General features: G+C 71.2%; 12 protein-coding genes and 1 pseudogene. 2 read left to right on the forward strand and 11 right to left on the reverse strand.

Features of this window, described 5'->3' with window-relative positions; translation table 11 throughout:
- Position 1: 1 nt before the first annotated feature.
- From pbpC to ACFFII_RS15290, 3 genes are all read right to left on the reverse strand, one after another.
- Positions 2–2,116, reverse strand: a complete 2,115-nt coding sequence (gene pbpC, locus ACFFII_RS15280) for a penicillin-binding protein 1C (protein ID WP_377699731.1) — start codon at positions 2,114–2,116, stop codon at positions 2–4.
- Positions 2,091–7,625, reverse strand: a complete 5,535-nt coding sequence (locus tag ACFFII_RS15285; RefSeq protein WP_377699732.1) for an alpha-2-macroglobulin family protein — start codon at positions 7,623–7,625, stop codon at positions 2,091–2,093. Before ACFFII_RS15285 ends, pbpC begins: the two co-directional genes overlap by 26 nt.
- 67 nt (positions 7,626–7,692) lie before the next feature.
- Positions 7,693–8,184, reverse strand: coding sequence for a GIY-YIG nuclease family protein (locus tag ACFFII_RS15290; protein ID WP_377699733.1), 492 nt, complete (start codon positions 8,182–8,184; stop codon positions 7,693–7,695).
- A gap of 205 nt (positions 8,185–8,389) precedes the next feature.
- On the opposite strand from ACFFII_RS15290, the gene ACFFII_RS15295 reads away from it, so the two are divergent.
- A complete protein-coding gene (locus ACFFII_RS15295) occupies positions 8,390–10,303 on the forward strand; it encodes a DEAD/DEAH box helicase (protein WP_377699734.1) in 1,914 nt (637 codons plus the stop codon).
- Positions 10,304–10,471: 168 nt separating this feature from the next.
- Positions 10,472–11,041 carry a cysteine hydrolase family protein gene (locus ACFFII_RS15300; protein WP_377699735.1) on the forward strand — a complete coding sequence of 190 codons (570 nt, stop codon included), beginning with the start codon at positions 10,472–10,474 and terminating at the stop codon, positions 11,039–11,041.
- 48 nt (positions 11,042–11,089) lie between these two features.
- Here ACFFII_RS15300 and ACFFII_RS15305 read toward each other — a convergent pair whose 3' ends face one another.
- From ACFFII_RS15305 to ACFFII_RS15340, 8 genes and pseudogenes are all read right to left on the reverse strand, one after another.
- A complete protein-coding gene (locus ACFFII_RS15305) occupies positions 11,090–12,028 on the reverse strand; it encodes an alpha/beta hydrolase (RefSeq protein ID WP_377699736.1) in 939 nt (312 codons plus the stop codon).
- A gap of 22 nt (positions 12,029–12,050) precedes the next feature.
- The gene (locus ACFFII_RS15310; protein WP_377699737.1) at positions 12,051–14,261 is read right to left on the reverse strand and encodes a hypothetical protein; all 2,211 of its coding nucleotides are present in this window, start codon (positions 14,259–14,261) and stop codon (positions 12,051–12,053) included.
- The gene (locus ACFFII_RS15315) at positions 14,258–15,574 is read right to left on the reverse strand and encodes a DUF3131 domain-containing protein (protein WP_377699738.1); all 1,317 of its coding nucleotides are present in this window, start codon (positions 15,572–15,574) and stop codon (positions 14,258–14,260) included. Before ACFFII_RS15315 ends, ACFFII_RS15310 begins: the two co-directional genes overlap by 4 nt.
- Entirely contained in the window at positions 15,571–17,412 is a 1,842-nt protein-coding gene (locus tag ACFFII_RS15320) for a glycosyltransferase family 2 protein (RefSeq protein ID WP_377699739.1), read from the reverse strand. Before ACFFII_RS15320 ends, ACFFII_RS15315 begins: the two co-directional genes overlap by 4 nt.
- Positions 17,412–18,563, reverse strand: a pseudogene (locus ACFFII_RS15325) (acyltransferase). The gene ACFFII_RS15320 and the pseudogene ACFFII_RS15325 overlap by 1 nt, the downstream one beginning before the upstream one ends.
- Positions 18,560–20,338 carry a DUF3131 domain-containing protein gene (locus ACFFII_RS15330; RefSeq protein ID WP_377699740.1) on the reverse strand — a complete coding sequence of 593 codons (1,779 nt, stop codon included), beginning with the start codon at positions 20,336–20,338 and terminating at the stop codon, positions 18,560–18,562. The pseudogene ACFFII_RS15325 and the gene ACFFII_RS15330 overlap by 4 nt, the downstream one beginning before the upstream one ends.
- Entirely contained in the window at positions 20,335–23,370 is a 3,036-nt protein-coding gene (locus tag ACFFII_RS15335) for a hybrid sensor histidine kinase/response regulator (protein WP_377699741.1), read from the reverse strand. Before ACFFII_RS15335 ends, ACFFII_RS15330 begins: the two co-directional genes overlap by 4 nt.
- Positions 23,367–23,786 carry an ATP-binding protein gene (locus ACFFII_RS15340; protein ID WP_377699742.1) on the reverse strand — a complete coding sequence of 140 codons (420 nt, stop codon included), beginning with the start codon at positions 23,784–23,786 and terminating at the stop codon, positions 23,367–23,369. The genes ACFFII_RS15335 and ACFFII_RS15340 overlap by 4 nt, the downstream gene beginning before the upstream one ends.
- Position 23,787: the final 1 nt, after the last annotated feature.

Raw genomic sequence — 23,787 nt, forward strand, 5'->3', positions numbered from 1 at the left:
GCTAGCTGCCGCCGGTCGCCCTGAACTGCACGCGCGCCGATCGTCCCCTGGCATCGACCACCGTCAGCGCGGAAAAGCCCTGCGGCGCAGGCAATTCGGCCACCGGATCGGATCGGCCGATCGCCACGGGGGCGCCGTTCAGCAGCCAGTTGTAGGGCGGGGTGCCGCCCTTCGCCCGCACGACCAGCGCGGCGGCGGACAACTCGACTTCGGCGCCGTCGGGGGGAAACTGGATCGTCAGCGGTTCGGGTGCCCGGAGGGCTGGACCCGGGGGCGGCAACTCGCCTGCGGGGACGAAGCGGCGCAGGGGCCGGGGAAGCGCCGCGTTCGGAACCGTCAGCGCCGCCTCGGGTGGAGGTGGCAGGGGTACGGTGCGGGGTCCGAGGGCGTCGAACAGGTCGAACAGCACCGGCGCCGCGTAGTCGCCCCCGAAGGCGCCGGGCACGGGCGTCCCGTCCGGGCGCCCCATCCAGACGCCCGCGACGAAGCGCCCGTCGAAGCCGACCGCCAGCGCATCGCGATGGCCGTAGCTCGTGCCCGTCTTGTAGGCCACGCGCCCTGCCGCGCGGCCTCCCGGCGGCTGGATGCCCGAAAGCACGTTCGCCACCTGCCAGGCTGCGACCGGGCCGAAGGCAGGGTGGCCTGGCGCCTTATCCATGCCGGGGCGGTCGTGCAGCCTCACGGGCCGTCCGCCGCGCGCAAGCGTCGCATAGCCTTCGACCAGGTCGGCAAGGCTCACGCCCGCGCCGCCCAGCACCACTGCAAGGCCCGGCGCGTCGCCCTGCACCGTCACGTCCATCCCGGCGCGGCGGAAGGCCGCCATGACGCGGGCGGGTCCCAGCGCCTCGGCCACGCGCACGACGGGCAGGTTCAGCGATTCCACCAGCGCCTGCCGGATCGTCACCGTGCCGCGGAAGCGGTTGTCGAAGTTCTGCGGCTGCCAGCGGCCGAAGGCGGCGGGGCGGTCCTCGATCAGCGTCTCGGGGTGGATCAGCCCCTCGTCGAAGCCCAGCGCATAGACAAAGGGCTTCAGCGTCGAGCCCGGTGAGCGCAGCGCCCGGGTCATGTCCACGAAGCCGCCCGAGGCGCCTGCGGCGAACTGCGCCGTTCCCACCTGCGCGAGGATGTCCCCGCTGCGGTGGTCGGCCAGAAGGATCGCGGCGGACACCTGCTCGGCCTGACCGGCGACGGCGCGGGCGGCGAGCCTTTCGGCCGCGGCTTGCAGGCGGGCGTCGAGGGTCGTTTCGATGCGCGGCGCACCGGGGTTTTCCCGCCGCAGCCGGTCGGCCAGCAGCGCGGCATGGGCGGGGAAGGCGCGGCGGTGGTCGGGCAGGGGCGTGGCGCGGGCGGTCTGGGCCGCCTCGGCGTCGATGATCCCCAGCGCAAGCGCCCGGTCGATCACGCGGTCCCGCGCAGCCTTCGCGGCCGCCCGCGCCTGCGGCAGATCGGGGCGGCGGGTTTCGGGCGACTGCGGCAGGGCGACCAGCAGGGCGGATTCAGCCGAGGTCAAGCGGCGCGGCTCCTTGCCGAACCACATCAAGCTCGCCGCCCGCACGCCTTCGGTGTTGCCGCCATAGGGCGCGAGCCGCAGGTAGAGGTCGAGGATGCGGTCCTTGCCCAGCCGCCGCTCCAGCGCCAGCGCGACCCGCGCCTGCCGCAGCTTGGCGCGCCAGTCGCCGGTCTTGCCGCGTTCCAGCAGCCGTGCGGTCTGCATCGACAGCGTCGAGGCGCCGGACACGATCCGCCCATGCGTGACCGCCTGCCATGCCGCGCGCAGGACGGCGCGGCGGTCCACACCGTCGTGGTGGTGGAAGCGCCGGTCCTCCCAACCGACCAGCATCGACAGGAAGCGCGGGTCCACGCCCTCCTGCGGGGGCGCGAGCCGCCACAGCCCGTTCTCCACCGGAAAGGCCCGCAGCAGCGTGCCGTCGCGGGCCAGCACCTCGGTCCCGACCGGCACGGTCAGAGGCGGCAGTTCGGTCGCGTCGATCCAGCGGTCCCAGACGGTGCGCGCCCGGTCGCCGCCGTGGGCTGCCAGTCCCAGCGCGGCGGCCAGCGCGATCAGGCGGCGGCCGAGGCGGCGCTCGGGGTCAAGGCGTGACGATCGTTCGGCCACTGTCGGTCCAGCCCCGGCGTTCCGGGCGGTACATGTCGGCCACGGTCGCCGCCGGATGGGCGAAGTCCCCTGCCGTCACCGCCCGCAGCCGATAGGCCAGCCGGATCGGCTGGTCGTCATGGGTGGTCAGCGCGGCGGCAAAGCGGTCCTGCCGGAACTCGGTCATGTCGGCCCATTCCGTCACCTGCAGCCAGTCGAGGCCGCCAAGTTCGCCCTGCGTCAGCAGGTTCGGGTTGTCAATCTCGAAGCCCGCGGGCAGCGGGTCGGTGACGATCAGCCGCCCGCCGCTCGCATCGAAGGGCCGGACCTCAACCACCGCGACAAGTCGGGTGCCGCGCGCCACCTGCGCGGGGTCCACCGGCTCGCCTTCCGGCGTGTAGTAGCTGCGGCTGATCGAGAAGGCCGTGCCGCCCGCAGGCTCGGCCTCGACCGGGACGGCGGTGGCGCTGATCGTGACCGCCAGCGGCGCGCTGCCCGTGTTGGCCAGCGTCAGCGCCGGCACCGCGCCCGCATCGCCCAGGTCGGCCGAGGGAGAGGCGAGGGGCACACCGTTCAGCGCCAGCCCCTCGCCCGCGCCGCTCAGCGCCTGCCCGGCCAGCACGATCCAGGCGGCCTCCTGCGTGGAAAGCCGCCCTTCGGCCGCCTCGATCCCGGCCGAGATGGCGGCGACGGCGCCCTCGCGGTCCACGGCCTGGCTGCCTGCCTCGGCAGCCAGCGCCAGCATCCCCGCGCGGTCGCGCAGCAGCGTGCCGTAATCCGCGCGGAAGCCCTGCGTCGGCTCTTTTCCTCCATCCGACACCGCCTGTGCGCGGCGGAACATGGCGTCGGCACGGGTCTGGTCGCCAAGCGCCGCCAGCGCGGCCCCCAAATGGGCGGCGGCAAGGGGCGTCGCGAAATGCTCGGCCCCCGTGTCGGCGTAATAGCGCAGGTCGCTGACCACCGCCGCCCGCTCGCGTGCCAGCACATAGGCGGCATAGGCGGTGGCGGCGTTCTCGGTCGCATCCGCAAATTGCGGGTCACTGGCCGCGTTCAGCCCGTTCTGCAGCGCGGACAGCGCATTGCGGAAGGCGGTATCCGGCACGGAATGGCCCGCCGCGCGGGCGCGCGACAGGAAGTCCGTGACATAGGCATCCAGCCAGCGGTCGCCCGATTCCGCCGTCCACAGGCCGAAGCCGCCCTCGGGCGTCTGCCGGGTCAGGATCCGGGCGATGGCTTCTTCCACGGCCCCGGCGTCGCCGGTCCGGGGCGGCGCCCCTTCCGGCGCAAGGTTTGCCGCGTAAAGCAGCGGCATTGCCGCCGAGGCGAGTTGTTCGCTGCAGCCGTAGGGCCAAGCGGCGAGCTGGGCGATGGCGGCGGGTACGTCCAGCGCGGCGAAGGCGCCGCTGGACAGCGTCACCCGTCCGGTGCCGGGACGGAAGGCGCCCAAGGGGGACAGGTCGAGCGGCATTTCTTCGCCCGGCGCGAGCGTCAGTCGCATGGCGCGGGTCACGGGCGGGTCCAGCCGCTCGACCGGGATCGACAGGTCCTTGGTCACGGTCCGGCCGTCCGGCAGGCTGGCCGACAGCCGCAATTGCGAAAGCCCCTGCGTTTCGGGCGCGGACAGAACCAGCGGCAGGTCGGCACTCTGCCCCTCGGCCAACGCGGCCTCGGACGCAAGCTCGGTGGTCAGGGCGACCTCGGCGGTGTTCTCCAGCGCCAGTCCGACCGGACCCGCAGGCCCGGCGGCATGGGTCAGGCGGACCTGCGCCTCGGCCCGGTCGCCGGGGGCGAGGAAGGCGGGCACGGTGGCTGTTACCACCACCGGGTCGCGCACCAGCATCGCCGTGTCGGTCTGGCCCACCGCGCCTTCGGTCCAGGCGACGGCCATCACCCGCACCTCGCCGTTGAAGTCGGGCAGGGGCACCTCGACCGTGGCGCGTCCCTCGGCGTCCAGCGCCAGCGGCCCGGAGAACCACGCCATCAGCTTTTCCGTCGGAGGCGGCGCCTGCGCCTGCATGGACCCCGCGTCGCCCCCGGTGCGAAGCGCCCCGTCGGCCGCGCCCGAGGGCAGGATCAGCCGTCCGTAAAGGTCGCGCAGGCCGACGCCCAGACGGCGCTGGCCGAAATAGTGGCCGGTCGCAGAAGGCGGCTTGTAGCCGGTCAGGTTCAGGATGCCCTGGTCCACCGCCCAGACTGTCGCATGGACGGTCTGCCCCGGCTGTGCGCCGGTCACGGCCAGCGTCACGGGCGCTGCCCCGCGCGGGTCGGCCTCGGCCGGGGCGGTCAGGGTCGCGGCCAGCACCCGCTCGCCCGGATCGACGGCGGCGGGCGCGATGCCGAGGGCCCGGATCGGCGCATGGCCCGCATCCGCCGCAAGCGGCCGGATCGCGCTGGCGGCGACATAGACGCCCGCGTCCCAGTCGTCGGTGACGGGCAGTTCGACCTCGTTGCGGCCCGCCGTCACGGGAACCGACTGCAGCGAGATCAGACGGTTCGACATGACCGACACCAGCGCGACGCCGTCGGCGGCGGCCTCGATGGTCAGCCGGGCGGTCTCGCCGGGGCGATAGGCGGGCTTGTCCAGCGTCACCCGCAGACGGTCGGGCGTGTCACTGCCCGCGCCCGCAGCCCCCCAGCCCGCATCGAAGGGGATCGAGCTTTCCGCGCCATCCTGCGTGCGCAGGACCAGTTCGTAGCTGCCCCAGTCCACCGGCACCGACAGGGCGGCAGGGCCTTCAGCGGTGGTGGACAGAGTGCCGGAGTCCACCCGGCTGCGGCGGGTCACCGGCTCCCAGCTCCAGTCGCCGCCGATGGCGAACCACTGGTAGTCGGTCTGGACGCGGTTCAGCACCCAGTCGAGGCCAGCGGCAACGGGCGCGAGATCGCGGCCCAGCGCCACGACGCGGAAGCCCGCCGCGCTGCCCTCGGCCACGCTGCCGCCCTCGAAGTCGGGACGGATGCCCAGGGCGGTGCGACCCGGCGCGAGCACGCGCGTCACGCGCCGTTCGACCGGGCGGCCCGCGCCTTCGCGCACCGAAAGCGAGAGCGTGGCGTCCCAAGGCCGGGCCGCAGCCTCGATCCCCGGAGGCAGGTCGATCCGGGCGGCGAAGTGGCCCGCCGCGTCGGTGCGTCCCGCGGGCATGCCGACGACCTCGGGCTCGCTGGCCTCGTCGTGGCGGCCGAAGACATAGCCGTCCCAGCCGGGCAGGCTGCGGGCAGGCGACAGGCGCAACTCCCCCTCGACGGGCAGGTCGGCGGCTGGGGCGCCGAAGAGCCAGCGGGCGTCGAAAGCGGCCTCGACCGGCTGGCCTGCGGGCAGGGCGCCCTCGGGCAGGGTCAGGTCGAAGTCGATGCGCTCGGGGCGGAAGTCCTCGACCAGCAGCCGGGCCGAGGCGAGGGCGGGGCCGTCCTCCTCGACCCGCAGGTCGATGCGCCACGCGCCCCGCGGGGCGTTGGCGGGAATGGGGAAGTCCAGCACATGGCCGCCCGCACCCGCAGCTTGGGGCGTCAGCCGGGCGTGTTCGACGCCGTCGGGGCGGATCACGCGGGCCTGCACCGGCAGCCCGTCCAGCGCCTGCGCGCGGCCGTCACGGGCAAGGATCGTCGCGTGCGCGGTTTCCCCTGCGCGATAGGCGCCGCGGTCCAGCGCCACGAAAAGGTCGATGGGCGGGGCAGGGGGCGCGCCCTCGACGCCACGGTCCGACAGGTCGAACTCGGGGTCGATCAGCGACAGGAAGGCGAGGTCGGCGATCCGCTCGCCCTCGCGCCGGGCGGCGATTACGATGCCGGGCGCGGCCGCGCCGCTGCCGCGCGTCAGCCCCGCGTCGAAGCGGGCGATCCCCTCGGCATCCGTCACCGCCGTTCCCAGCACGGCGTTGCCGAGCGAGACAAGCTGCACCTCGACGCCCGCCCGCGCAGCCGCGTCGCCGAGGCCACGGACGGCCACGGTCAGCCCGTCGCTGCCCTGCCATGTGGTCAGGCCGAGGTCCGAGATCATGAACCACTGCGAGGCGCGTGGGCTGCGGTCGGTGGACTGCCCCGGCACGGCGGCGTTCAGGACATAGACGCCGGGATCGAGCGTCAGCCCCGCCTGCCGCAGGTCGATGCGGGATGCGATCTCGGCATTGACCGGCCGTTCGCCGCCGCCTGTGGGCGGGGTCACGTCCATCTTTCCCTGCCAGATCTCGCTGCCGAGGCCATCCTCGAAGCGGCTTTCCTTCCAGTCGTCCAAGGGCGTCGCAAACAGGTTCTCGCGTAGGGCCTGCACGATGTTGCGGTCGGACATGCGGTAGAGCGTCAGGTCCACGCGGTCGGTGTTGACCGTGGTCAGCGTCAGCCCCTGGTCGCCCGTCGCGGGCAGCACATAGGCCCGCCCGGCGAAGCGCGCGAGCGGGGCGCGATCGCGGACATACTGCGACTGCTCGACGGTGCGGCGCAGCGTCTCGCCCTCGTCGGACGGCAGGCCTGCACGCAGGGCAAAGCGCAGCACCTCGCCGCGCGGGGCTCCGGTGATGCAGAGGTCATAGCCCTCGGCCTCGACCGCCAGCGCGGGATCGGGAAGCTGGACAAAGGGCCGCAGGTCGATCTCCCGCGCCAATGGCTCCGAGAAACTGGCGCAGACGCGGGGTTCGGGACCATCCGTGTCGGCGCGGCTGCCGGTCACGCGGAAGCCGTGGCGCTCCTCATAGCCCTCGCGCTCGGCGGCAAGCTCAGGGTTGCCGGGCTCGGCCTCGGCGGCGGCGCGGATCGCGCGCAGGGCCTCGCGGCCGCGCCCCTCCTCCTCGGCCAGCCGCGCCCAAAGCCGCAGCATCCCCGTGCCCGCGCCCGGATCGCGCAGCCAGGCGTTCAGCGCGGCAAGCCCGGCGGACCGGCGCAACTGGTCGTCGCGCTGACCGCCGGGGGGACCGGCCGCCTCGTCCATGGCGGCGGCAAGCGCGGCCCAGTCCCCGGACGCGTCCGTCAGCGCGGCGGCCGCGCCCAGCCAGCGGATGCGGGTCTCGGCATCAGGGGCCGAGGCCGCCTGCGCCCGCAGCCCCGCCGTGTCGCTGCCGTCGCCGGGATAAAGCGTGGATAGCCGCGCCGCCTGATCGGCAAGCTGCCGCCGGTCCTCGGGCCCGATCCAGTCGGCCTGGGCCAGGCGGTTCGCCGCGCGGTCCAGCACGGCCGGATCGCCGGGTACCACGACACCCGACTGCGCGCCCGCGAAGGGCTGCGGCTCGCCGGGCCGGGACTTGAGGAAACAGGCGCGCGAGCGGGCGTTCCAGGTCAGCGCCGCGCAGCCGTCATTGGCAAGGCAGGCCTGCACGCAGGCGTCCTGCCCGATCTGGCGGATCATGGACAGGTCGTTGCCCGGCAGGTCGGTGTCGGATTGCAGCACGACGCGGGCGGGGGGCAGCACATCCTGCGGCGCGACCTGCGCCCACGCAGGCCCGGCCAGCACCGCCAGCCCCAGCGCCGCCACGATCCCGCGCCAGCCTTGTCCCGTCACTTGCGCCATGATCGTCGTCTCTTTGCCCCTGCTGTCGGGCATCACGCTGCCACAGTTCGGAGCAGGCGGACAATCACGCTGTCGCGCGAGGCACCCGGAGGGGTTCCGGTCACCCGCGCCGGAAGACCGAGCCGAGCAGCCCGTCGATGCGGCTGTGCCGGGCCTCGAACAGCGTGATCCGACCCAAGGGAGGCCAGGACAGCCGCAGAACGGCGGCACGGCGCACCCGACGCGCCTCGCGTTCCACCAGCGACTGGATGTCGTCGATCTGCTCGCCGCGGCGAAGGTAGAACCATTCCGTGCCGCGCGGCGACGGGCGGCGGCGGAACAGGCGCCAGCCGCCCCGCATCCGGGCCAGAAGGCGCTGTTCCAGCGCATAGGCATGGGGCATGGTCACCGAGCAGACGATCCTCAGCCTGCCGTCGCCCGGACGCTGCAACTCGCGCCGGCGTTCCAGCGTGGGACGGCTGGTGAAGCCCAGCTTGAACAGCCTCGGATCGTTGTCCGGCTGCATCAGGTAGACGGTGCCCGCGGGTGCCCGGAAATCGAACCAGCCGATCCTTGTCGAACGGCTGGTCCCGTTCTTGATTTGTTTCTTCATTGTTAACGCTGGCTACGCCCGCGGCGCGGCGGACGCAAGGGCCGAGCGGGTTTTCGCGCCGCATGACGCTTGCCAGCGGGGCCGCGATGGCTTATGGGCGCACCCTTGGCCCGAAGAACCTTGGGCGGCGGGTCGTGGCAGCCCGGCCGCAAGGGACATGGCGCCACTCACCGGGTGCGCCGCATCCCCTTCTGGTAAAGTATCAATGACAGATCTCGATCTCGCCGCGCCGCTGGCTGCGGCCCTGGCCTCCAAGGGCTATGACAGCCTCACCTCCGTCCAGCAAGCCGTGCTGGCCCCCGAGGCCGCCGGGCGCGACATCCTGGTGTCGGCGCAGACCGGCTCGGGCAAGACCGTGGCCTTCGGGCTGGCCATGGCCGGCGACATCCTGGACGGCGACCGCCTGCCCGAGATTCCGCTGCCGCAGGCGCTGGCCATCGCGCCCACGCGCGAACTGGCGCTGCAGGTCGCGCGAGAGCTGGACTGGCTTTACGCCGACGCGGGCGCGCAGATCGCGACCTGCGTGGGCGGCATGGACTATCGCACGGAGCGCCGCGCGCTGGCGCGGGGTGCGCAGATCGTCGTGGGCACGCCGGGCCGCCTGCGCGACCACCTGGAACGCGGCAGCCTGGACCTGTCGTCCCTGCGCGCCTGCGTGCTGGACGAGGCCGACGAGATGCTGGACCTGGGCTTCCGCGAGGATCTCGAGTTCATCCTGCAATCCGCGCCCGCCGAGCGCCGCACGCTGATGTTCTCGGCCACCGTGCCACCCGCCATCGTGAAGCTTGCCACCGAGTTCCAGAAGGACGCGCTGCGGATCGTGGCCCAGGGCGAGGCACGCCAGCACGGCGACATCGCCTATCGCGCGATCAGCGTGACGGGTCGGGACCGCGAGAACGCGATCTTCAACCTGCTGCGCTTCTACGAGGCGCAGACGGCCATCGTCTTCTGCAAGACGCGGGCCAACGTGAACCACCTGCTGGCCCGCATGGGCAACCGCGGCTTCAAGGCCGTGGCGCTGTCGGGCGAACTCAGCCAAGCGGAACGCACCCATGCGCTGCAGGCGCTGCGCGACGGGCGCGCGCGCGTCTGCATCGCGACGGACGTGGCTGCGCGCGGCATCGACCTGCCGGGGCTGGAACTGGTGATCCACGCCGACCTGCCGACGAATTCGGAAACGCTGCTGCACCGTTCGGGCCGGACGGGCCGGGCGGGGGCAAAGGGGGTGTCGGCGCTGATCGTCACCTCGGCCGATACCAAGAAGGCGCAGCGGCTGCTGCAGGGCGCCAAGGTCGAGGCCGAATGGGGCCGCGCGCCTTCCGCCGACGACGTGCGCGCAAAGGACGACATGCGGGTGCTGGAGCATCCGGTGCTGACCGCCGAGACCGGCGACGAGGTGGCGACCGCCGCCCTGCTGCTGGAACGCTTCGGCGCCGAAGGCGTCGCCGCAGCCTTCGTGCGGCTGTGGCGCGAAGGGCGCCCCGTCCCCGAGGAACTGGCGGACCTGCCCGCCGCGCCCGACGCCCGGCCCGCGCCGCGCGAGCGGGGCGATTTCGGCGATGCCGTGTGGTTCACGCTGTCCGTGGGCCATGCCGGCCGCGCCGAGGCGCGCTGGCTTCTGCCCAAGATCTGCGAAACGGGCGGGATCACCCGCGACGCCATCGGCGCGATCCGGGTGCGGCAGGACGAGACCTTTGTCCAGATCGCGACGGCCTCGGCGGGCCGCTTCGGGCAGGAGGTCGAACTGGAACCGGGCCTTTCGATGCGCCGCCTGTCCGGCGAGCCGAACCTCGAGCGCCCCGAGCACGGGACCGAGCGCGGTCGTCCCTTCCGGGCCGGGTCCAAGCCCGCAGGTCGCGCCGTCCCGGGCAAGGCGCCGCGCGCCCGCCGCGGTGCGGGCGATGAGCCGGGTGGTTTCTCCGACACCCGCCCGGCTTCGCGTTCCGCCGAGGCTGGCCGCAAGAAGGCCGCCGGGAAAGCCGGGTCGGCCGCGTGGGAGGGCGCCCCGCGCGAACCCCGCGCCCCCCGGACCGGGAACGCCCCGGCTGGCGCTGCGCCCCGCGCCAAGTTCAAGCCCAAGGGTGCGAGCGGCAAGCCCTCGAAGCCGGGCAAGCGCTGACGCGCAGGCTGCCCGGGGCCGGACTTCCGGGAACGCCTTCAAGGGCGGCGGGCTACGGGCCTCGCCGCCCTTTCGCTTGGGGTGCCCCATTTTGCCGATAGGCGCCGCATGCCCTCGCGGCTATCGTCCGGGCATCGGCACCATCAACAGCACAGGGGAGGACACGCCATGAGCAAGCGCGCCGTCGTGGTCATCGACATCCAGAACGACTATTTCCCGGACGGTCGCTACGAGCTTGTCGGCATCGAGAAGGCCGCCGCCAACGCCGCCCGCGTGATCGAGGCCGCGCGCGAGCAGGGCGACCGCGTCATCCATGTCCAGCACGTCTTCCCCAGCCAGGAGGCACCCTTCTTCACCCCCGGCTCGCCCGGCAGCGAGATCAACCCGGTCGCGGCCCCGAAGGCGGGCGAGACCGTTGTCGTGAAGAACGCGCCCAACCCGTTTCTGAAGACCGACCTCAAGAAGATCCTCGACGACGGCGGAATCGAGGAGGTCGTGGTCGTCGGCGCCATGAGCCACATGTGCATCGACGCGACCGCCCGCGCCGCCAGCGACTATGGCTACAAGACCACGGTGGTGCAGGACGCCTGCGCGACGCGCGATCTCGAATACGGGGGCATGACCGTGCCCGCGGCCTCGGTCCATGCGGCGATGATGTCGGCGCTGGGCTTCGCCTATGCGACGGTCACGGATACCGACAGCTATGTCGGGCAGGGGACGGCCCGGGCCGCCGTCTGAGCGGGGCTGCCGTTCGGGGTCCGCGCGGCTTCCTTGCGGCCGCGCGGCCTATTCCCCGTATTGCCGGGTCATCACCGCGCCTAGGTGGCGCAGCGCCTCGGGCAGCGCCTGTCGCCAGAAGATCCAGTCGTGCTTTCCTTCGGTCACCGTGAAGCGGTGGCGGATGCCCGCGTCGTTCAGGGCCAGGTGGACGGCGGCGTTGCCGGCGAAGAAGGGATCGTCGGCGGCCAGCGTCAGGTAAAGCCGGGGCCAGCGCGCGAAGGGGCGGGGCTCGACCTGACCGAGCAGGGACAGGACATCCGCACGCTTCCACGCCTCGGTCAGCCGTTCCTCTGCAACGAGGCCCGCCCCGAAGGCGCCGCCAAAGCGCAGGTCATAGTCCTCCTGCTTCATCGCGATGAACTGCCCGGGCGTGCGGAAGGCCGCGCTCAGCGCCGAGGCGCCGCCAAACAGGTCGGGATGGCGAAGCTGGTGCAGAACGGCGGCGAAGCCCCCCATCGAGATGCCCATGAGGCCCCGCGTCCTCGGGTCGCCCGTGGTGCGATAGCGGCCCTCGACCTGGGGAATGAACTCCTGAAGGAACATCTCGGCCCAAGGGTAGCGCCCGTCGGCATCGTCCAGGAAATAGGTCGCGCGCGGGTCGCCCGAAGCGCGGCGGCCATCGGGGGCGACCGCAATGACCGGGGGGATCTCGCCCGCAAGGATCAGCCGGTCCAGCATGAGTTCGATCCCCGCCATGCGGAACCAGTCGGCGGGCTGGCCGTCGCCCGCGCCATGCAGCAGGTAGATGACGGGATAACGGCGGCTGTCGGCTTCATAGCCCGGCGGAAGGTAAAGGGCATATTCCACCGGATGCCCCAGCAGCTTGCTGGCCAGCACGTTGCTTTCGCGCAGGGTGCCCGCGCGATCGGCCGCCCGGACGCGCAGGGGCGCGACAAGGGCAGCGGCGGTCAGTCCGATCAGGTGGCGGCGTGTCAGGTGCGTCATCAGTGTTTCCTTCCCGCCCCTGTCAGAAGCGGAAGCTGTAGGTGAGGCCCAGCGAGCCGCCGCGCAGGAACTTCTCGGACTGGTCCGAGCGGTTCCAGAACCAGCGGTTGTTGGCATAGTTCGACCAGGTCAGCGTCACCTGCGGCGCCACGGTCCAGCTGAGCGAGTAGCTGTAGTCGGGATCGCTGTCGCGCTGGTCGCCCGGCAGGTACAGGTAGCCCGTCATCCGCAGGGACACCTTGTCGCCCAGCGGCAGGCCGCAACTGAGCCCGGCGTTCTCGGTGCCTCGCGCCGCCGCGCTGGCGAAGGCCGAGCAGCCGAGCTTCCGCGTCGTGCCGGGCAGGCTGATCGGCGGCAGCCGTCGCGACAGTTGCAGTCGTCCCTCGCCCAAGCCTGCAAGGCTGCGCCCGCCGGTAAAGGCGGCGGTGTAGTTGGCATAGGTCAGCGTCAGGTCCTTGGTCATCCGCCAGGTCAACGCATAGGTGTATTCGGCATCGCCGTGGCTTTTCTGCCCGTCTAGGGGATAGCCGATCATCGAGGCGCTGAAGGTCAGCCGGTTGCGAAAGTTCAGCGTGCATCCCAGCGTGGACGACAGCTTGCCCGTTTCAAGCGCAACCGAGGCGCCCAGCGTGCAGCTCGTCCTGAGACTGGCGGGCACGGGTGAGGCGCGTTCCACAGGCGCAGGTTGAGGCTGTGGTGGCGCGGCAGGGGCAAGGGCGCGCGGCTGGGCCGCCCCGGCAAGGCGCGGCTCTGCTGCGGGCAGAGCGGATGGCGGATCGCGGCGGGGGCGCGTGGCTCGGGCAACCGGTGGGTCGGGCAGGGGCCGGGCGCGAGAAGACCGTTCCGCCGGAAGGCTTGCCGGGGACGGGCGTTCTGGCGTGGGCTCAGGGGCCTGTCGGCGGGCAGGCTTCGGCCGGGGGCGCTGGACGGTCCTGTCGGGTTCGGCCAATGGAGCATCGTTCACGGCCGGGTCCGAGGCACCCTCGCTTTCGAGAAGCCGCATCGGCTCGACCGCCACGGTTCCCTTGTTTTCGGGCGGCGCGTCGGATGGCGGGGATGTCTCCTCGGCAGAGGGCTGTCGGTCCCGAGCGGGTGCGAGGGGGGCCTGCGGTGCCGCGTGGTCCCGCTCTGCCTCAGGCGCCGATTGTCGCTGCGGGGCAGGCGCGGTGTCAGGGCCGGCCGGTGCCCTTGCTTCTTGTGTCTGCGCAGGCGGGGCGGGCTGCTGCTGACGCGGTGGCTCGCGCTGCGACACCTGCCCGGAAGCGTCCTGACGTGCCGTCGCGGTGGCGGCTGCTGGCGCTCGTTCAGGCTGCGCCGTCGCCCGTTCCTGCGGCGCATGGCGCGTGGTTTGCCCGGAGGCGGGCTGCCGCGGGGGAAGAGGCGGATTGGCCGCTTGCGGCTGTCCGGGCCGGGCAGTTGCCTGCTCCTGCTCCTGCTCCTGCTCCTGCTCCTGCTCCTGCTCCGTCTGCCATGGCCGCTGATCGCGGCGCTGGTCTCGCTCGGAAGCCTCCTCCTGCCGCCGGGCAGAGGGGGAGTTGCCCGGCTTTGCCCTCTCGCTCGGCCCTGCCGCGTGTGGCTGGGGTTCAGCGTCAGGTGCGGGCTCGTTCCGCTGGGCGGTGTCTGGTGTGCGGACCGCGCGTGGCTTGGTCGCTTCCTCGGGTCGAGAGAGCTTGTCTGTCTCGGGCGGCGTAGCTGGTGCGGCTGGCTGGCGCGGCTCTGCGTCGGGCGACGGAGCGGGCGCCGGCTGCGCCTCGGGCGCCTGGGCGTCTTGGGATGTCTCGGCGGATGCCTGGGGCGTCTTGGGGGCAGCCGGAGCAGGCGCATCGGCAACCGCCGCGGCCGGGGCAGGTGGCGGAGCGGGGGGAGGACCCAGCAGGCAGGCCTCGATGCGGGCGGCGACCTGCGCCACGTCGGGCGGCTCGTCCCCCGTGGACACGCGCTCGCAGCGGCGTGCGGTCGTATCGCAGGTCAGGTCCACCCGCCAGCGCGCCATGGCGGGCGCGTCGCCGATGATGGCGCTGCCGTTCGCGTGGATCTGGTAGGCGAACCCGTCCACCATCCCCTGCTGCCAGCTGCCGCCGAACAGGGCCGAGGGGACGTCGGCGTGGCGGACCTCGACCCCGGTCGCGCCGGGCAGCGGGGTTTCCCCATCCGCACCCACGCAAGGGGCGGCGGCCGCCGGGCCGCCGAGGGTGCCGCAGATCGCAAGAACCGCAGCACCGGTCCGTTTCACCGCGGCGCCTGCATCAACGGGCCGAAGCGCCGGAACGCCTCGGCCGACAGCACGGTCGAGTTGGTGTTGGCGGTGATCGAGCCGTTGACCGCGCCGTCCTGTTCGTAGATGCCCTCGGGCCAGCCGCGCGCGGGGTCGGCGATGGGGCGGATCGCCTTCATCAGTTCGCCCGTGTATTCGGTCGCGAACAGCGCGTCCCAGCCGAAAGCGGCCTTGGTGGACAGGGTGCGGCGGCTGTCGATGCGGTCGCCCCCGAAGGTCAGGACCGCCCAGGGCTGGCCGCCGCCCCAGACCGAGGCATAGGCGAAATAGGGCTCCACGTTCAGGTGCCCCTCGGTGACGCCCGTCAGGGCGCCGGTGCGGCGATAGCGCATCTCCTGCGCGCGATAGACCACGGTCGCGAAGAGGTGCGTCAGGCTGTCGAAGCCGTATTCCAGCCCGTCGAAGACATAGGGCTCGCTGGTGGTGAGCGCCGGAGTCTTGTTGCGGTTCAGGCGGGTGTCCACGGGGATCGGCACGCCCTCGACCTCGACCACCTGCAGGTTCGGGCGCACGTCCATCGCGGCGGTCGCGTCGAAACCCCACAGCATCATGCCCTTGGCGCCATAGCGTTCATAGCCGATGCGGCCTTCCTGGTTCTGGCGCACCGCGCCGTCCACGACATTCGCGCCGTTCAGCCAGCCGTCGCGCACGACGCGGTCGAGGTCCCACCCCGAAACCATCCGCTCGATCGGCTCGGCCTGTTCGGGGTGATGGCGCTGCACGATCTTCAGCGCCGACATCAGCCGCGCGATGTCCAGCGCCGACCAGCCCAGGCCCACGGTGGTGGGGCGGTTGGCATAATCCACCATCTGCAGCGTGCGGGTGTCGTAGGCCTTGTGGGGCAGGCTGTCCTCGAACAGCACCAGCCGCGACAGGGAGTCGACGACCTTGGCCGTGCGTTCCGCCGCCTCGGCGCGGTCGATGATCGCCAGCCGCTCGGCCGAGATGATGGCGACGAGGTACGAGGCCGTTTCCCACATCGTGGTGGACGGATAGCCGTCCACCGAGCCCGCGAGCCCCGTCGTCGGATCGGTGTTGTTGCGGAAATAGGTCCAGGCAATGCGCGCGGCTTCGTCATCCGCGCCGTCGGGGCGGATGCCGGCCGCGACGGGCAGGGGCACGACCTTCTCGAAGGGTTTCAGGGGATCGCGCCGCTCGGTGGCCATGGAACCGACACCTTCCAGATACAGGATCAGGGCGGCACCGCAGACCAGCGCCAGGACAAAGACGATATGGCTGCGGGCGCGGACAAGATTGCTGCGAAAACTCATGCCGTGCTGGCTCCTTCATCGAGATTGTCCTGGGGCTGCCAGAGCGCGGCCCCGATCATCCCCGCCATGGCGAGGCAGTTGTTCAGCCCCCAGAGGGCATTGGTGATCACGCCGGGCAGCGTGTGCCCGGTCCCGCCCAGGCCCAGGGCGGCCAGCGCCCAGAGGGCGGCGCCCCCGGTCAGCACGACCACGGCGATCTGCGGCAGGACCAGCCGCAGGTGGCGGCCTGCCTGCCGGTTCTTGGGCGTGACCGGAAACGAGATCTTGCGCCCCCGCAGCACGGTCGCCAGCGCCCTGAGCCCGACCGGGAAGAAGGCGAGGTAGTTCGTCTTGCCGGCATAGCCCGGGATGCCCCAGGTCCCGACCATCATCGCCAGTTCCAGCAGGATCAGGAACGGGATCGAATGGGCGAAGAAGGGCAGCGTATAGGCCGAGACCGGCGCGATGCCGGTGGCCAGATAGACGATCGGCGCCGACAGGAAGATGACGTTCCAGAGGGGCGCGAGATAGGACCAGAAGGTCGCGCCATACATCAGCCGCTGCGGCAGCGTCAGCCCGCGACGGAACAGCGGGTTGTCATTGAACAGGATGTCGAGGCTGCCGCCCGCATACTTGAAGCGCTGGATGGTCCAGGACAGCAGGTCCTGCGGCGACAGCATCCGGGATTCGATGGTCGGGTGAAGGACGGACTTCCAGCCGCGCTCGCGGTCGGAATGCAGGACGATCGAGGTATAGATGTCTTCAGACACGTGGAAGCGGTAGGGGGTCAGGACCTCCTGCACGACGGCCTCGGTGCGGATCGCGGACATCAGATCGGGGTCCACTTGGCGTTCGCGCGTGGTCAGCGTGATGCGTTCCTCGGCGGCGATCACGCGGCGTTCCACGCTGTCGCCGAAGGACCGCAGCGCGGCCTCCATCACGGCCTCGCGCCGGTGGATGGACGCGGCCCCGCAGCAGAAGGCCGCGTTGGCGCGGTTCCGGCGGCGCAGGATCAGGTCGTAGAACATCTGCGGGTCGTTGACGAAAGGGTCTTGGCCCAGCCGGATCTCTCCGACCAGCCGTTCGAACCCGCGGCCCAGCCTTTGCCCGAAGCGGCCGAGGCGGCGGCCCAACCGGTCCTGCAGCCGCTCGCCTTCCGGCAGGTCATAGAACCATTGCGGGGTCTGCACCCAGGCCATGCGCGGGTCGCGGAAATGCCCGAGCGTGTGTTCCAGGATCGTCGGAAAGGGCCGGGTGTCGGCGTCCAGAATGACGAGGAAGTCGCCCGAGGTCTGTTCCATGGCGTGGCGCAGGTTGCCGGCCTTGAAGCCCTCGTTGGTGGGCCGGGTCAGGTAGTTGACGCCTTCCTGCGCGCAGACCTCGCGCATGGCCGGGCGGCGGCCGTCGTCGCAGACATGGATGCGGATGTCGATCGGATGGGGATAGCGGATCGCCTTGGCGTCGAGGATGCCGAGGCGGACCAGTTCCGGGTCCTCGTTGTAGGTGGCGAAGAACAGGTCCACGGCGATGGGACGCCCGGGGTCCTCGATCACGGCGCCCTGTCCGGCGGTTTCCCCGACCGTGGCGGGAGGATCGGGGATGCGGACGGGCTGGTCCTGCCACAGGTTGTAGATGAACAAAAGCAGCCCGACGAAGGCCAGCGTTTCCGCCAGCACCATCGGCACCGCGAACCACATGGCGTCGGGGTTCAGCGAATGGGTCCAGCGCCACCACAGGTACCAGCCGCCGACCAGCACCGTCAGCGTGGCCAGGAACTGCCACAGGCTTTCGCGCCATGGCGAGTAGGGCAGGGGAGGCGGCGGCGTCCGGTCCTCGAACCGGCGGAAGTAGTCGTCCATCACGACCCCTGCGCCGCCCGCTGCGGCTTGCTCCATTCCCAAGGCGCAGGGCCGAGCCCGATGGTCCAGGCCAGTGGCCGGAACCGCGACAGGCCATAGGCCGTCAGGAAGGCCAGGGGCAGGACCACCACGAAGCGCGACACCACGATCATCCAGGGCTGCATGACCTGCCCCAGGCCCATGGAAAGGATCGCCACGTCATAGATGTCGATGATCATCGGGTGGATCAGGTAGACGCCGAAGGTGAACCGGGCGAGCCAGCTCCACCTTGGCGACCATTCGAGGTGCTGCCCGCCCAGGAACAGCGCGAACATCATCAGCGGCATCAGGAAATGGCCGTAGAAGGCCCAGCCCTGGCGCACGCCCCAGCTGCCGGTCACCAGCGCCTGCCCGAAGAAGGGGATCGTCGCCATGTAGGCCACGGCGGCGAAGTAAAGCCCGCCGCGCCGGATCAGGCGGGATTCCCCGCGCGGGATGCCGTCCTTCCACAGCCCGTAAAGCGCGAAGGCCGCAAGGCCATAGCCCACGTAGCCCAGCACCTTGGTCGCGCGGATCAGGTAGTCGCGGACCGAGGGGTCCAGCCCGAGGCCCCAGATATAGCCTTGGATGTGCTGCATCGCGCCCAGCGTGGCAAACAGCGCAATGCCCAGCACGGGATAGCGCATGGCCAGCTTCATGACCGGGTAGAACATGAAGATCAGGAACAGCGTCGGCAGGAAGTGCATGTGGTACTGCGACTTGCCCAGCACGAAATATCCCAGCCAGACACCGGGGTCGCGCAGTTGCTCCCAGATCTAGGGGGCATAGTTCAGCGCGTCGGCCTTCATCAGCCGGAAGAAGGCGTAGAACAGCGTCCAGACGGCGAAGGGTATCAGCAGCCGCCGCGCCTGTTCCGCGATGGCCGCGCCATAGGAGGGGTCGCGCCGGTCCACCCGCATCGCCATCAGGAACAGCGAGAAGAAGAAGAACATCTCGGACCCCGAGAACTCGGCCACCGAGCGCAGCAGCACGGGGACGATGCGTTCCTCGGGCGTGGCGTTGGGGAAGACGCCGCCCGAGAAGTCGGTGGTCGAATGGATCAGGACGACGCCCAGCGCCGCGCAGACGCGGTTGGCGTCGAACCAGACGAGGCGGTTCTTCTTGGGGGTCATGGCTGCACTCGCTGGGGCAGGGGGCACATCTGGGCAGAGGTGGCGGCGGCGACGGTCACGGGCGCCGGTGTGGGCAGGCCGTGCGGTTCCAGTCCGCAGGCGGTCGCGGCGATGCTGCCGTCGGCCTGCACGACCGGGTGGCAATACAGGAAGTCAACCGTCGACACCCCGGCCTCGGCGGCGGGGGTGGCCTGGCAGTTGCAGCAGTCCTGCACGGGTTTGGGCTGCGGCAGGCAGCGGTTGGCGCGGGTGTCCTGATGCGTGAAGGCCGTGTCCCAGACCTGGGTGTTCCCGTTCAGCTTCTTCAGGATCGGCCCCTGTTCCTTGTAGAGCAGCGAGGCCAGGATGATGCCGTTGTTGTTGGCGGTCTGCAGTGGGATGTAGCCGTTGCCGTTCTCGTAAAGCCCCTCGTAGAAGCCGCTGTCCTCGGTGGACAGGTCGCCCACGGCCTCCAGCAGCAGGTCGGTATAGGGGGTTTCCCACAGCGCCCACATGCCGATCGCGGCCTTGGCGGCGATGGCGGCGCGTTCGGGGCGATAGACGTCGCTGGGGTCCAGCGTGCTCCAGGCGAAGCCGTTGGCCCAGATCGAGTCATAGACGAAGAACGGGGCGCCATCGACCTGGTGCTCGGACCGGGCGGTCATGATCCCGGTTTCCTCGAAGCGGCGCTGCTGGACCAGGTAGATGCGGTTGGCGAACTCGGCCCGCCAGCCCTGCGTGGCAAGGCCGGGGCTGTCGTTCGACATGTCGCCCGGCAGCTTCCAGCCCAGTTCCAGCCCGTCCAGCAGGTAGCTTTCGGTCAGGACATAGTTCATGTTGCCGAAGATGCGCGGGTCGCGCCCATCGATGGGCACGCGGACGCCGAAGATCTCGGTGTATTCCACAGGGTCGGGCGACAGCGCGGCGGGGGCCTCGAAGCCCCACAGCTCGAAGCCCTTGGCGGCGTATTGTTCGTATCCCAGCCGCCCTTCCTGGACATAGCGCGTCTCGCCCTTGCTGAGGACCGAGCCGAACAGGCTGCCGTCGGGCTTGACCGTGTTGCAGAAGTTCCAGCGCAGGACCACCGAGTCGACCCCCGGCGCCAGATAGGGATAGCGCTCCTTCAGGATCTTCAGCCAGACCAGCATCCGGCCGATGTCCAGCACCGAATGGCCGACCTCGCCGGGCTTGTTGGCATAATCCACCTTCTGCCCGGTCTTGGTGTTGTAGACCTTGTTCGGCATCTCGCCCCGGAACAGGTCGAGGTTGCGCAGGGTCTTGATCAGCAAGTTCGCGCGCAGGTCGAATTCGCGCTTGTCGATGATCCCCAGCTCGCGCGCGGCAACCAGCGCGCTGACGTATGAGCCCGTGTCCCAAAGCGTGGTCGAGGGATAGCTGCCCACCGCGTTCACCAGCCCCGTGTCGGGCTGGTAGCTTTTCACGAAATACTGCCAGGCCGTCTCGGCCATCGCGCGCTCCCGTTCGGTCAGGGGGCCGTGCCGTCCGAAGGGCCGGGCGATGCTGGCACTCAGATCGTCGGGGAGGGCCGCGGGCTGCGCCTCGGCCGGCGCGGGTGCAGTCGCAGGCGCGGGGGTGGCCGCGGTGGCCGGTGCGTTTCCGGTTGGCATCGCAGGCACCGCAGGCGCCTCGGCTGCCGCCTGGGTTGCGGGGGCAGCCGCTTGCGGCGGCGCGGGCTGAGAGATGGCCGGGACGGTCCCGGTCATCGTCAGGACCACCGCAAGGGACGCCGAGCCGGCAAGCGCCAGCATGGCCGCGGACGAAAGACGGCGCGTCATGAACCCTCCTGGACTAGGGGCGATGTGGTGGACGAGATGGCAGAGCGCTGGCGCAGCGCCTGCTCGAACAGGCGGACGCCGTCGCGCAGGTTCTGGAAGGCGGCCGAGCCTGGATCGGCCTGCGCGTCCCGTTCCTGCGCGCGGGCCAGAGCGGTCAGTTCGGCCGCGCCGAAGGTCGCGGCGATGCCGGCCAGCGAATGGAAGCTGCGCCGCGCCGCGTCCGGCGCGACCGCCTCGCCGCGCGACAGGGCGTCCAGCACGCCCCGGTGGCGCGCGAGGTCTTCAAGGCTCGCTGCGATCAGGTCGGGCAGCGCCTCTTCCCCGATCTGGCTGGCAAGCTCGGCCAGGCGCATGTCGAGTTCGCCGTCGGCTGCTTCTGCCGGGGCCGCGTCACCGCCGCACGTGGCAGGGGCGGGCAGGGCAGAGGAGGGCAGCTGCCCAGACCAGCGGTGCAGCGCGGCCCGCAGCGCGGCGGGGTCCAGGGGCTTGGTGAGCACCTCGTCGCAGCCGGCGGCAAGGCAAGCGTCCTGTTCGGCCCGGCCCGCATGGGCGGTCAAAGCCAGGATCGGCAGGCGGGCGGGTGCGCCCTTCAGCGCGCGGATCTGCCGCGTCGCCTCCATCCCGTCCATGACGGGCATCGAGATGTCCATCAGGATCAGGTCGAAGCTCTCGGCCTGCACTGCGCGCACCGCCTCGGCCCCGTTCGCGGCAAAGGTGAGGCGCTGGCCGAGCTGTTCCAGAAGGACGCGGGCCACGACCCGGTTCGTCGCGTTGTCCTCGGCCACAAGGATGCGCATCGAGGGCAGCGGTGCCTCGGTCCCGACCCGGTCGGTGTCCGCAAGCGGCTCGGCCACGGGCAGCACGACGTCCAGCCAGAAGGAGGACCCGGCCCCGGGCTTGCTGCTGAAATCCATGCGCCCGCCCATCAGCTCGGACAGGCTGCGCGAGATCGCAAGCCCCAGCCCCGTGCCCCCGAAGCGGCGGCTGTAGCTGGCGTCGAGCTGGTTGAAGCGGCCGAAAAGCTGGTCCTGCTTGTCCAGCGGGATGCCGATGCCGTCATCGGTCACGCGAAAGCGCAGGGCGACCATGCTGCCCGGCGCGGCCTCGCCCTTGTCCACGTCCTGGCGGGTGACGGAAAGCTCGACCCGGCCGTCCTGCGTGAACTTGACGGCGTTGCTGACGATGTTGGCCAGGATCTGCCGGATGCGCGGCCCGTCGCCGTGAAGCCAGCGGGGCAGCGCCTCGTCCATGCGGGCGGACAGGGCGATGCCCTTGCTGCGGGCGGTTTCGGCGTAAAGATCGATGGTGCCCCTGACCAGCGCGACCAGGTCGAAGGGCGCGGGCTCAAGCTCGAGCCGCCCCGCCTCGATCTTCGACATATCGAGCACGTCGTTCAGAATGACCAGCAGCGCCTTGGCGCTGGACTGGGCGATGCGGATCTGTTCGCGCCGGGTGCCGTCCTCAAGCTGCGCCTCGACCGCGGCCAGCATTCCCAGGATGCCGTTCATGGGCGTGCGCAGTTCGTGGCTCATGATCGCCAGGAACTCGGACTTGGCACTGTTGGCGCGTTCGGCCCGGTCCAGGGCGTCGCGCAGGGCGCGCTGCTGGGCGATCTCCTTTGTGACGTCCTGCAGCGAGCCGGTCAGCACCTCGGGCTGGCCCTGGTCGTCATAGGACATCTCGGCCGTGCCCCGGACCCAGCGCTGGGTGCCGTCCTGACGCAGCACGCGGCATTCATAGTTCAGCTGGCGCTGCCCGCCCTGGACGCCGTTCTCCAGCAGGTCCGCGAACAGTTCCTCGATGCGCGCGTGGTCGTCGGGGTGGACGATGCGCCTGAGCGGCACTGGGCCGTTCGCGGGATCGCGCCCCAGCAGGAAATAAAGCTCATGCGACCAGACGACCCGCTCGGTCTTGTAGTTGCGCCGGAAGCTTCCCAGCCGGGCGATCCGCTGCGCCGCCGCGAGGTTGCGCTGGCTGTCGCGCAGCGCCCGGCGGGCGCGCGCCTCCTCGGTGATGTCCCTCAGCGTGGCCACGGCCGAGACGGGCTTTCCCTCGGCGTCGGCCACGATCTCGGAATGGGCTTCCAATTCGATCACCGCGCCGTCGCTGCGATAGGCGCTGAAGGTCATGTCCATCGGCTCGGGCCGCCCGCTTTCGGCCGAACGGGCCGCCGCCTCAGCTTCCGCGGCGGCCACCTTGTCCCGGTCGGCGGGATGGATCAGGGCGTCGAATTCCGCGACCGTCATGCGCCCGCCCGGGGCAAGGCCGAAGATGCGCGCGAATTCGTCCGACCAGGTGATCTCGTCGCGGGTGTGATTCCTGCGCAGGTTGCCGATATGGGCGATGCGCTGCGCCTCGGCCAGGTCTTCCATCGCCGTCTCCAGCGAGGAGGACGCCTGCCGCAGCACCCGCCGCTGCATCCACAGGATCACCAGCGTCAGGATGCTGATGACGATCAGGAAGGCCGACAGACGCTGGCCGATGATGCCCGCCTGCGTGACCCGCCAGCGTTCGCCGGACAGGATCCGCCCCAGGCGCGTGAAGCCGTCGATCACGTCGCGGTCCAGGCTCAGGATGTCGGTGGTCCGCATCCGTGCCAGTTGCGACAGCGCGGCCGCCGCCCGCGGCTCCGGCCCCGTCAGGCGCGACATGGCGACATCAAGCCGCTCGCGGGTCCGCCGGATCGTGTCGGCGCTTTCGGGGATCAGCTTTTCCAGTCCGGGATGGGCCAGCAGCACCCCCAGCCGGTGCAGCAGAAGCTGACCCCGTTCCTCGAGCTGCAGCGCCGCGCGATCCTCGGACGTGCCCTTCAGCTGCGCGTCCTGCCATTCCACCACCGCCACGCCGAAGGCGTCGATCCCCAGGTGCAGGTCGAACAGCTCGCTGCGCAGCGCCGAGGTGTCCACCGTTTCCATGTTCCGCCGCAGCACCGAGGGCGCGATCACCAGCGCCGCAAGCACCGCAAGGACGATCGCCGCAAGGCTCACCTGCAGCAGCCGGGTCTGCCAGGGCGGGATGGACGGCGCCCTCATGCCGTCGCGCCCTGCCGGTCGAATTCCAGCGTCAGGCAGTTGCCGTCCGGCCCCGAGGCATAGTCGAGCCGGTCCGACAGCCCTACGATCAGGCCCAGCCCGCGCCCGCTTTCCGCCAGCGGGTCCAGGTCATCGAGACTGCGCGCGGCGGCAAGCGCGCCCTCGGGCACCCGCTGGCCCCGGTCGCGGATCTCGACCGTCACGGCGGTCTCCCGGATGACCAGCGCGGCCGAGATGATGCCATCGCGGCCCTTGTAGCCATGCAGCACGACGTTGTTCAGCGCCTCGGCCACGGCGATTTCCAGCCCGACCAGTTTTTCGGCCGGCAGGCAGGCGCGGGCGAGGTCGGCCAGGCTGCGCGACAGCCTGTCCACCTCCTCCAGCGTGGCGCGGATGGTGAACTCGGTCCTGCTCATG

The sequence above is a fragment of the Paracoccus niistensis genome (assembly GCF_042432925.1).
GTDB lineage: Bacteria > Pseudomonadota > Alphaproteobacteria > Rhodobacterales > Rhodobacteraceae > Paracoccus > Paracoccus niistensis.

What these genes read in the sequence shown, in the direction of transcription:
- ACFFII_RS15285 (WP_377699732.1), bottom strand. Translation starts at nt 7,625, where the DNA reads ATGCCCGACAGCAGGGGCAAAGAGACGACGATCATGGCGCAAGTGACG.
- ACFFII_RS15320 (WP_377699739.1), bottom strand. Translation starts at nt 17,412, where the DNA reads ATGGACGACTACTTCCGCCGGTTCGAGGACCGGACGCCGCCGCCTCCC.
- ACFFII_RS15300 (WP_377699735.1), top strand. Translation starts at nt 10,472, where the DNA reads ATGAGCAAGCGCGCCGTCGTGGTCATCGACATCCAGAACGACTATTTC.
- ACFFII_RS15305 (WP_377699736.1), bottom strand. Translation starts at nt 12,028, where the DNA reads ATGACGCACCTGACACGCCGCCACCTGATCGGACTGACCGCCGCTGCC.
- ACFFII_RS15335 (WP_377699741.1), bottom strand. Translation starts at nt 23,370, where the DNA reads ATGAGGGCGCCGTCCATCCCGCCCTGGCAGACCCGGCTGCTGCAGGTG.
- ACFFII_RS15315 (WP_377699738.1), bottom strand. Translation starts at nt 15,574, where the DNA reads ATGAGTTTTCGCAGCAATCTTGTCCGCGCCCGCAGCCATATCGTCTTT.
- ACFFII_RS15340 (WP_377699742.1), bottom strand. Translation starts at nt 23,786, where the DNA reads ATGAGCAGGACCGAGTTCACCATCCGCGCCACGCTGGAGGAGGTGGAC.
- ACFFII_RS15290 (WP_377699733.1), bottom strand. Translation starts at nt 8,184, where the DNA reads ATGAAGAAACAAATCAAGAACGGGACCAGCCGTTCGACAAGGATCGGC.
- ACFFII_RS15330 (WP_377699740.1), bottom strand. Translation starts at nt 20,338, where the DNA reads ATGACGCGCCGTCTTTCGTCCGCGGCCATGCTGGCGCTTGCCGGCTCG.
- ACFFII_RS15295 (WP_377699734.1), top strand. Translation starts at nt 8,390, where the DNA reads ATGACAGATCTCGATCTCGCCGCGCCGCTGGCTGCGGCCCTGGCCTCC.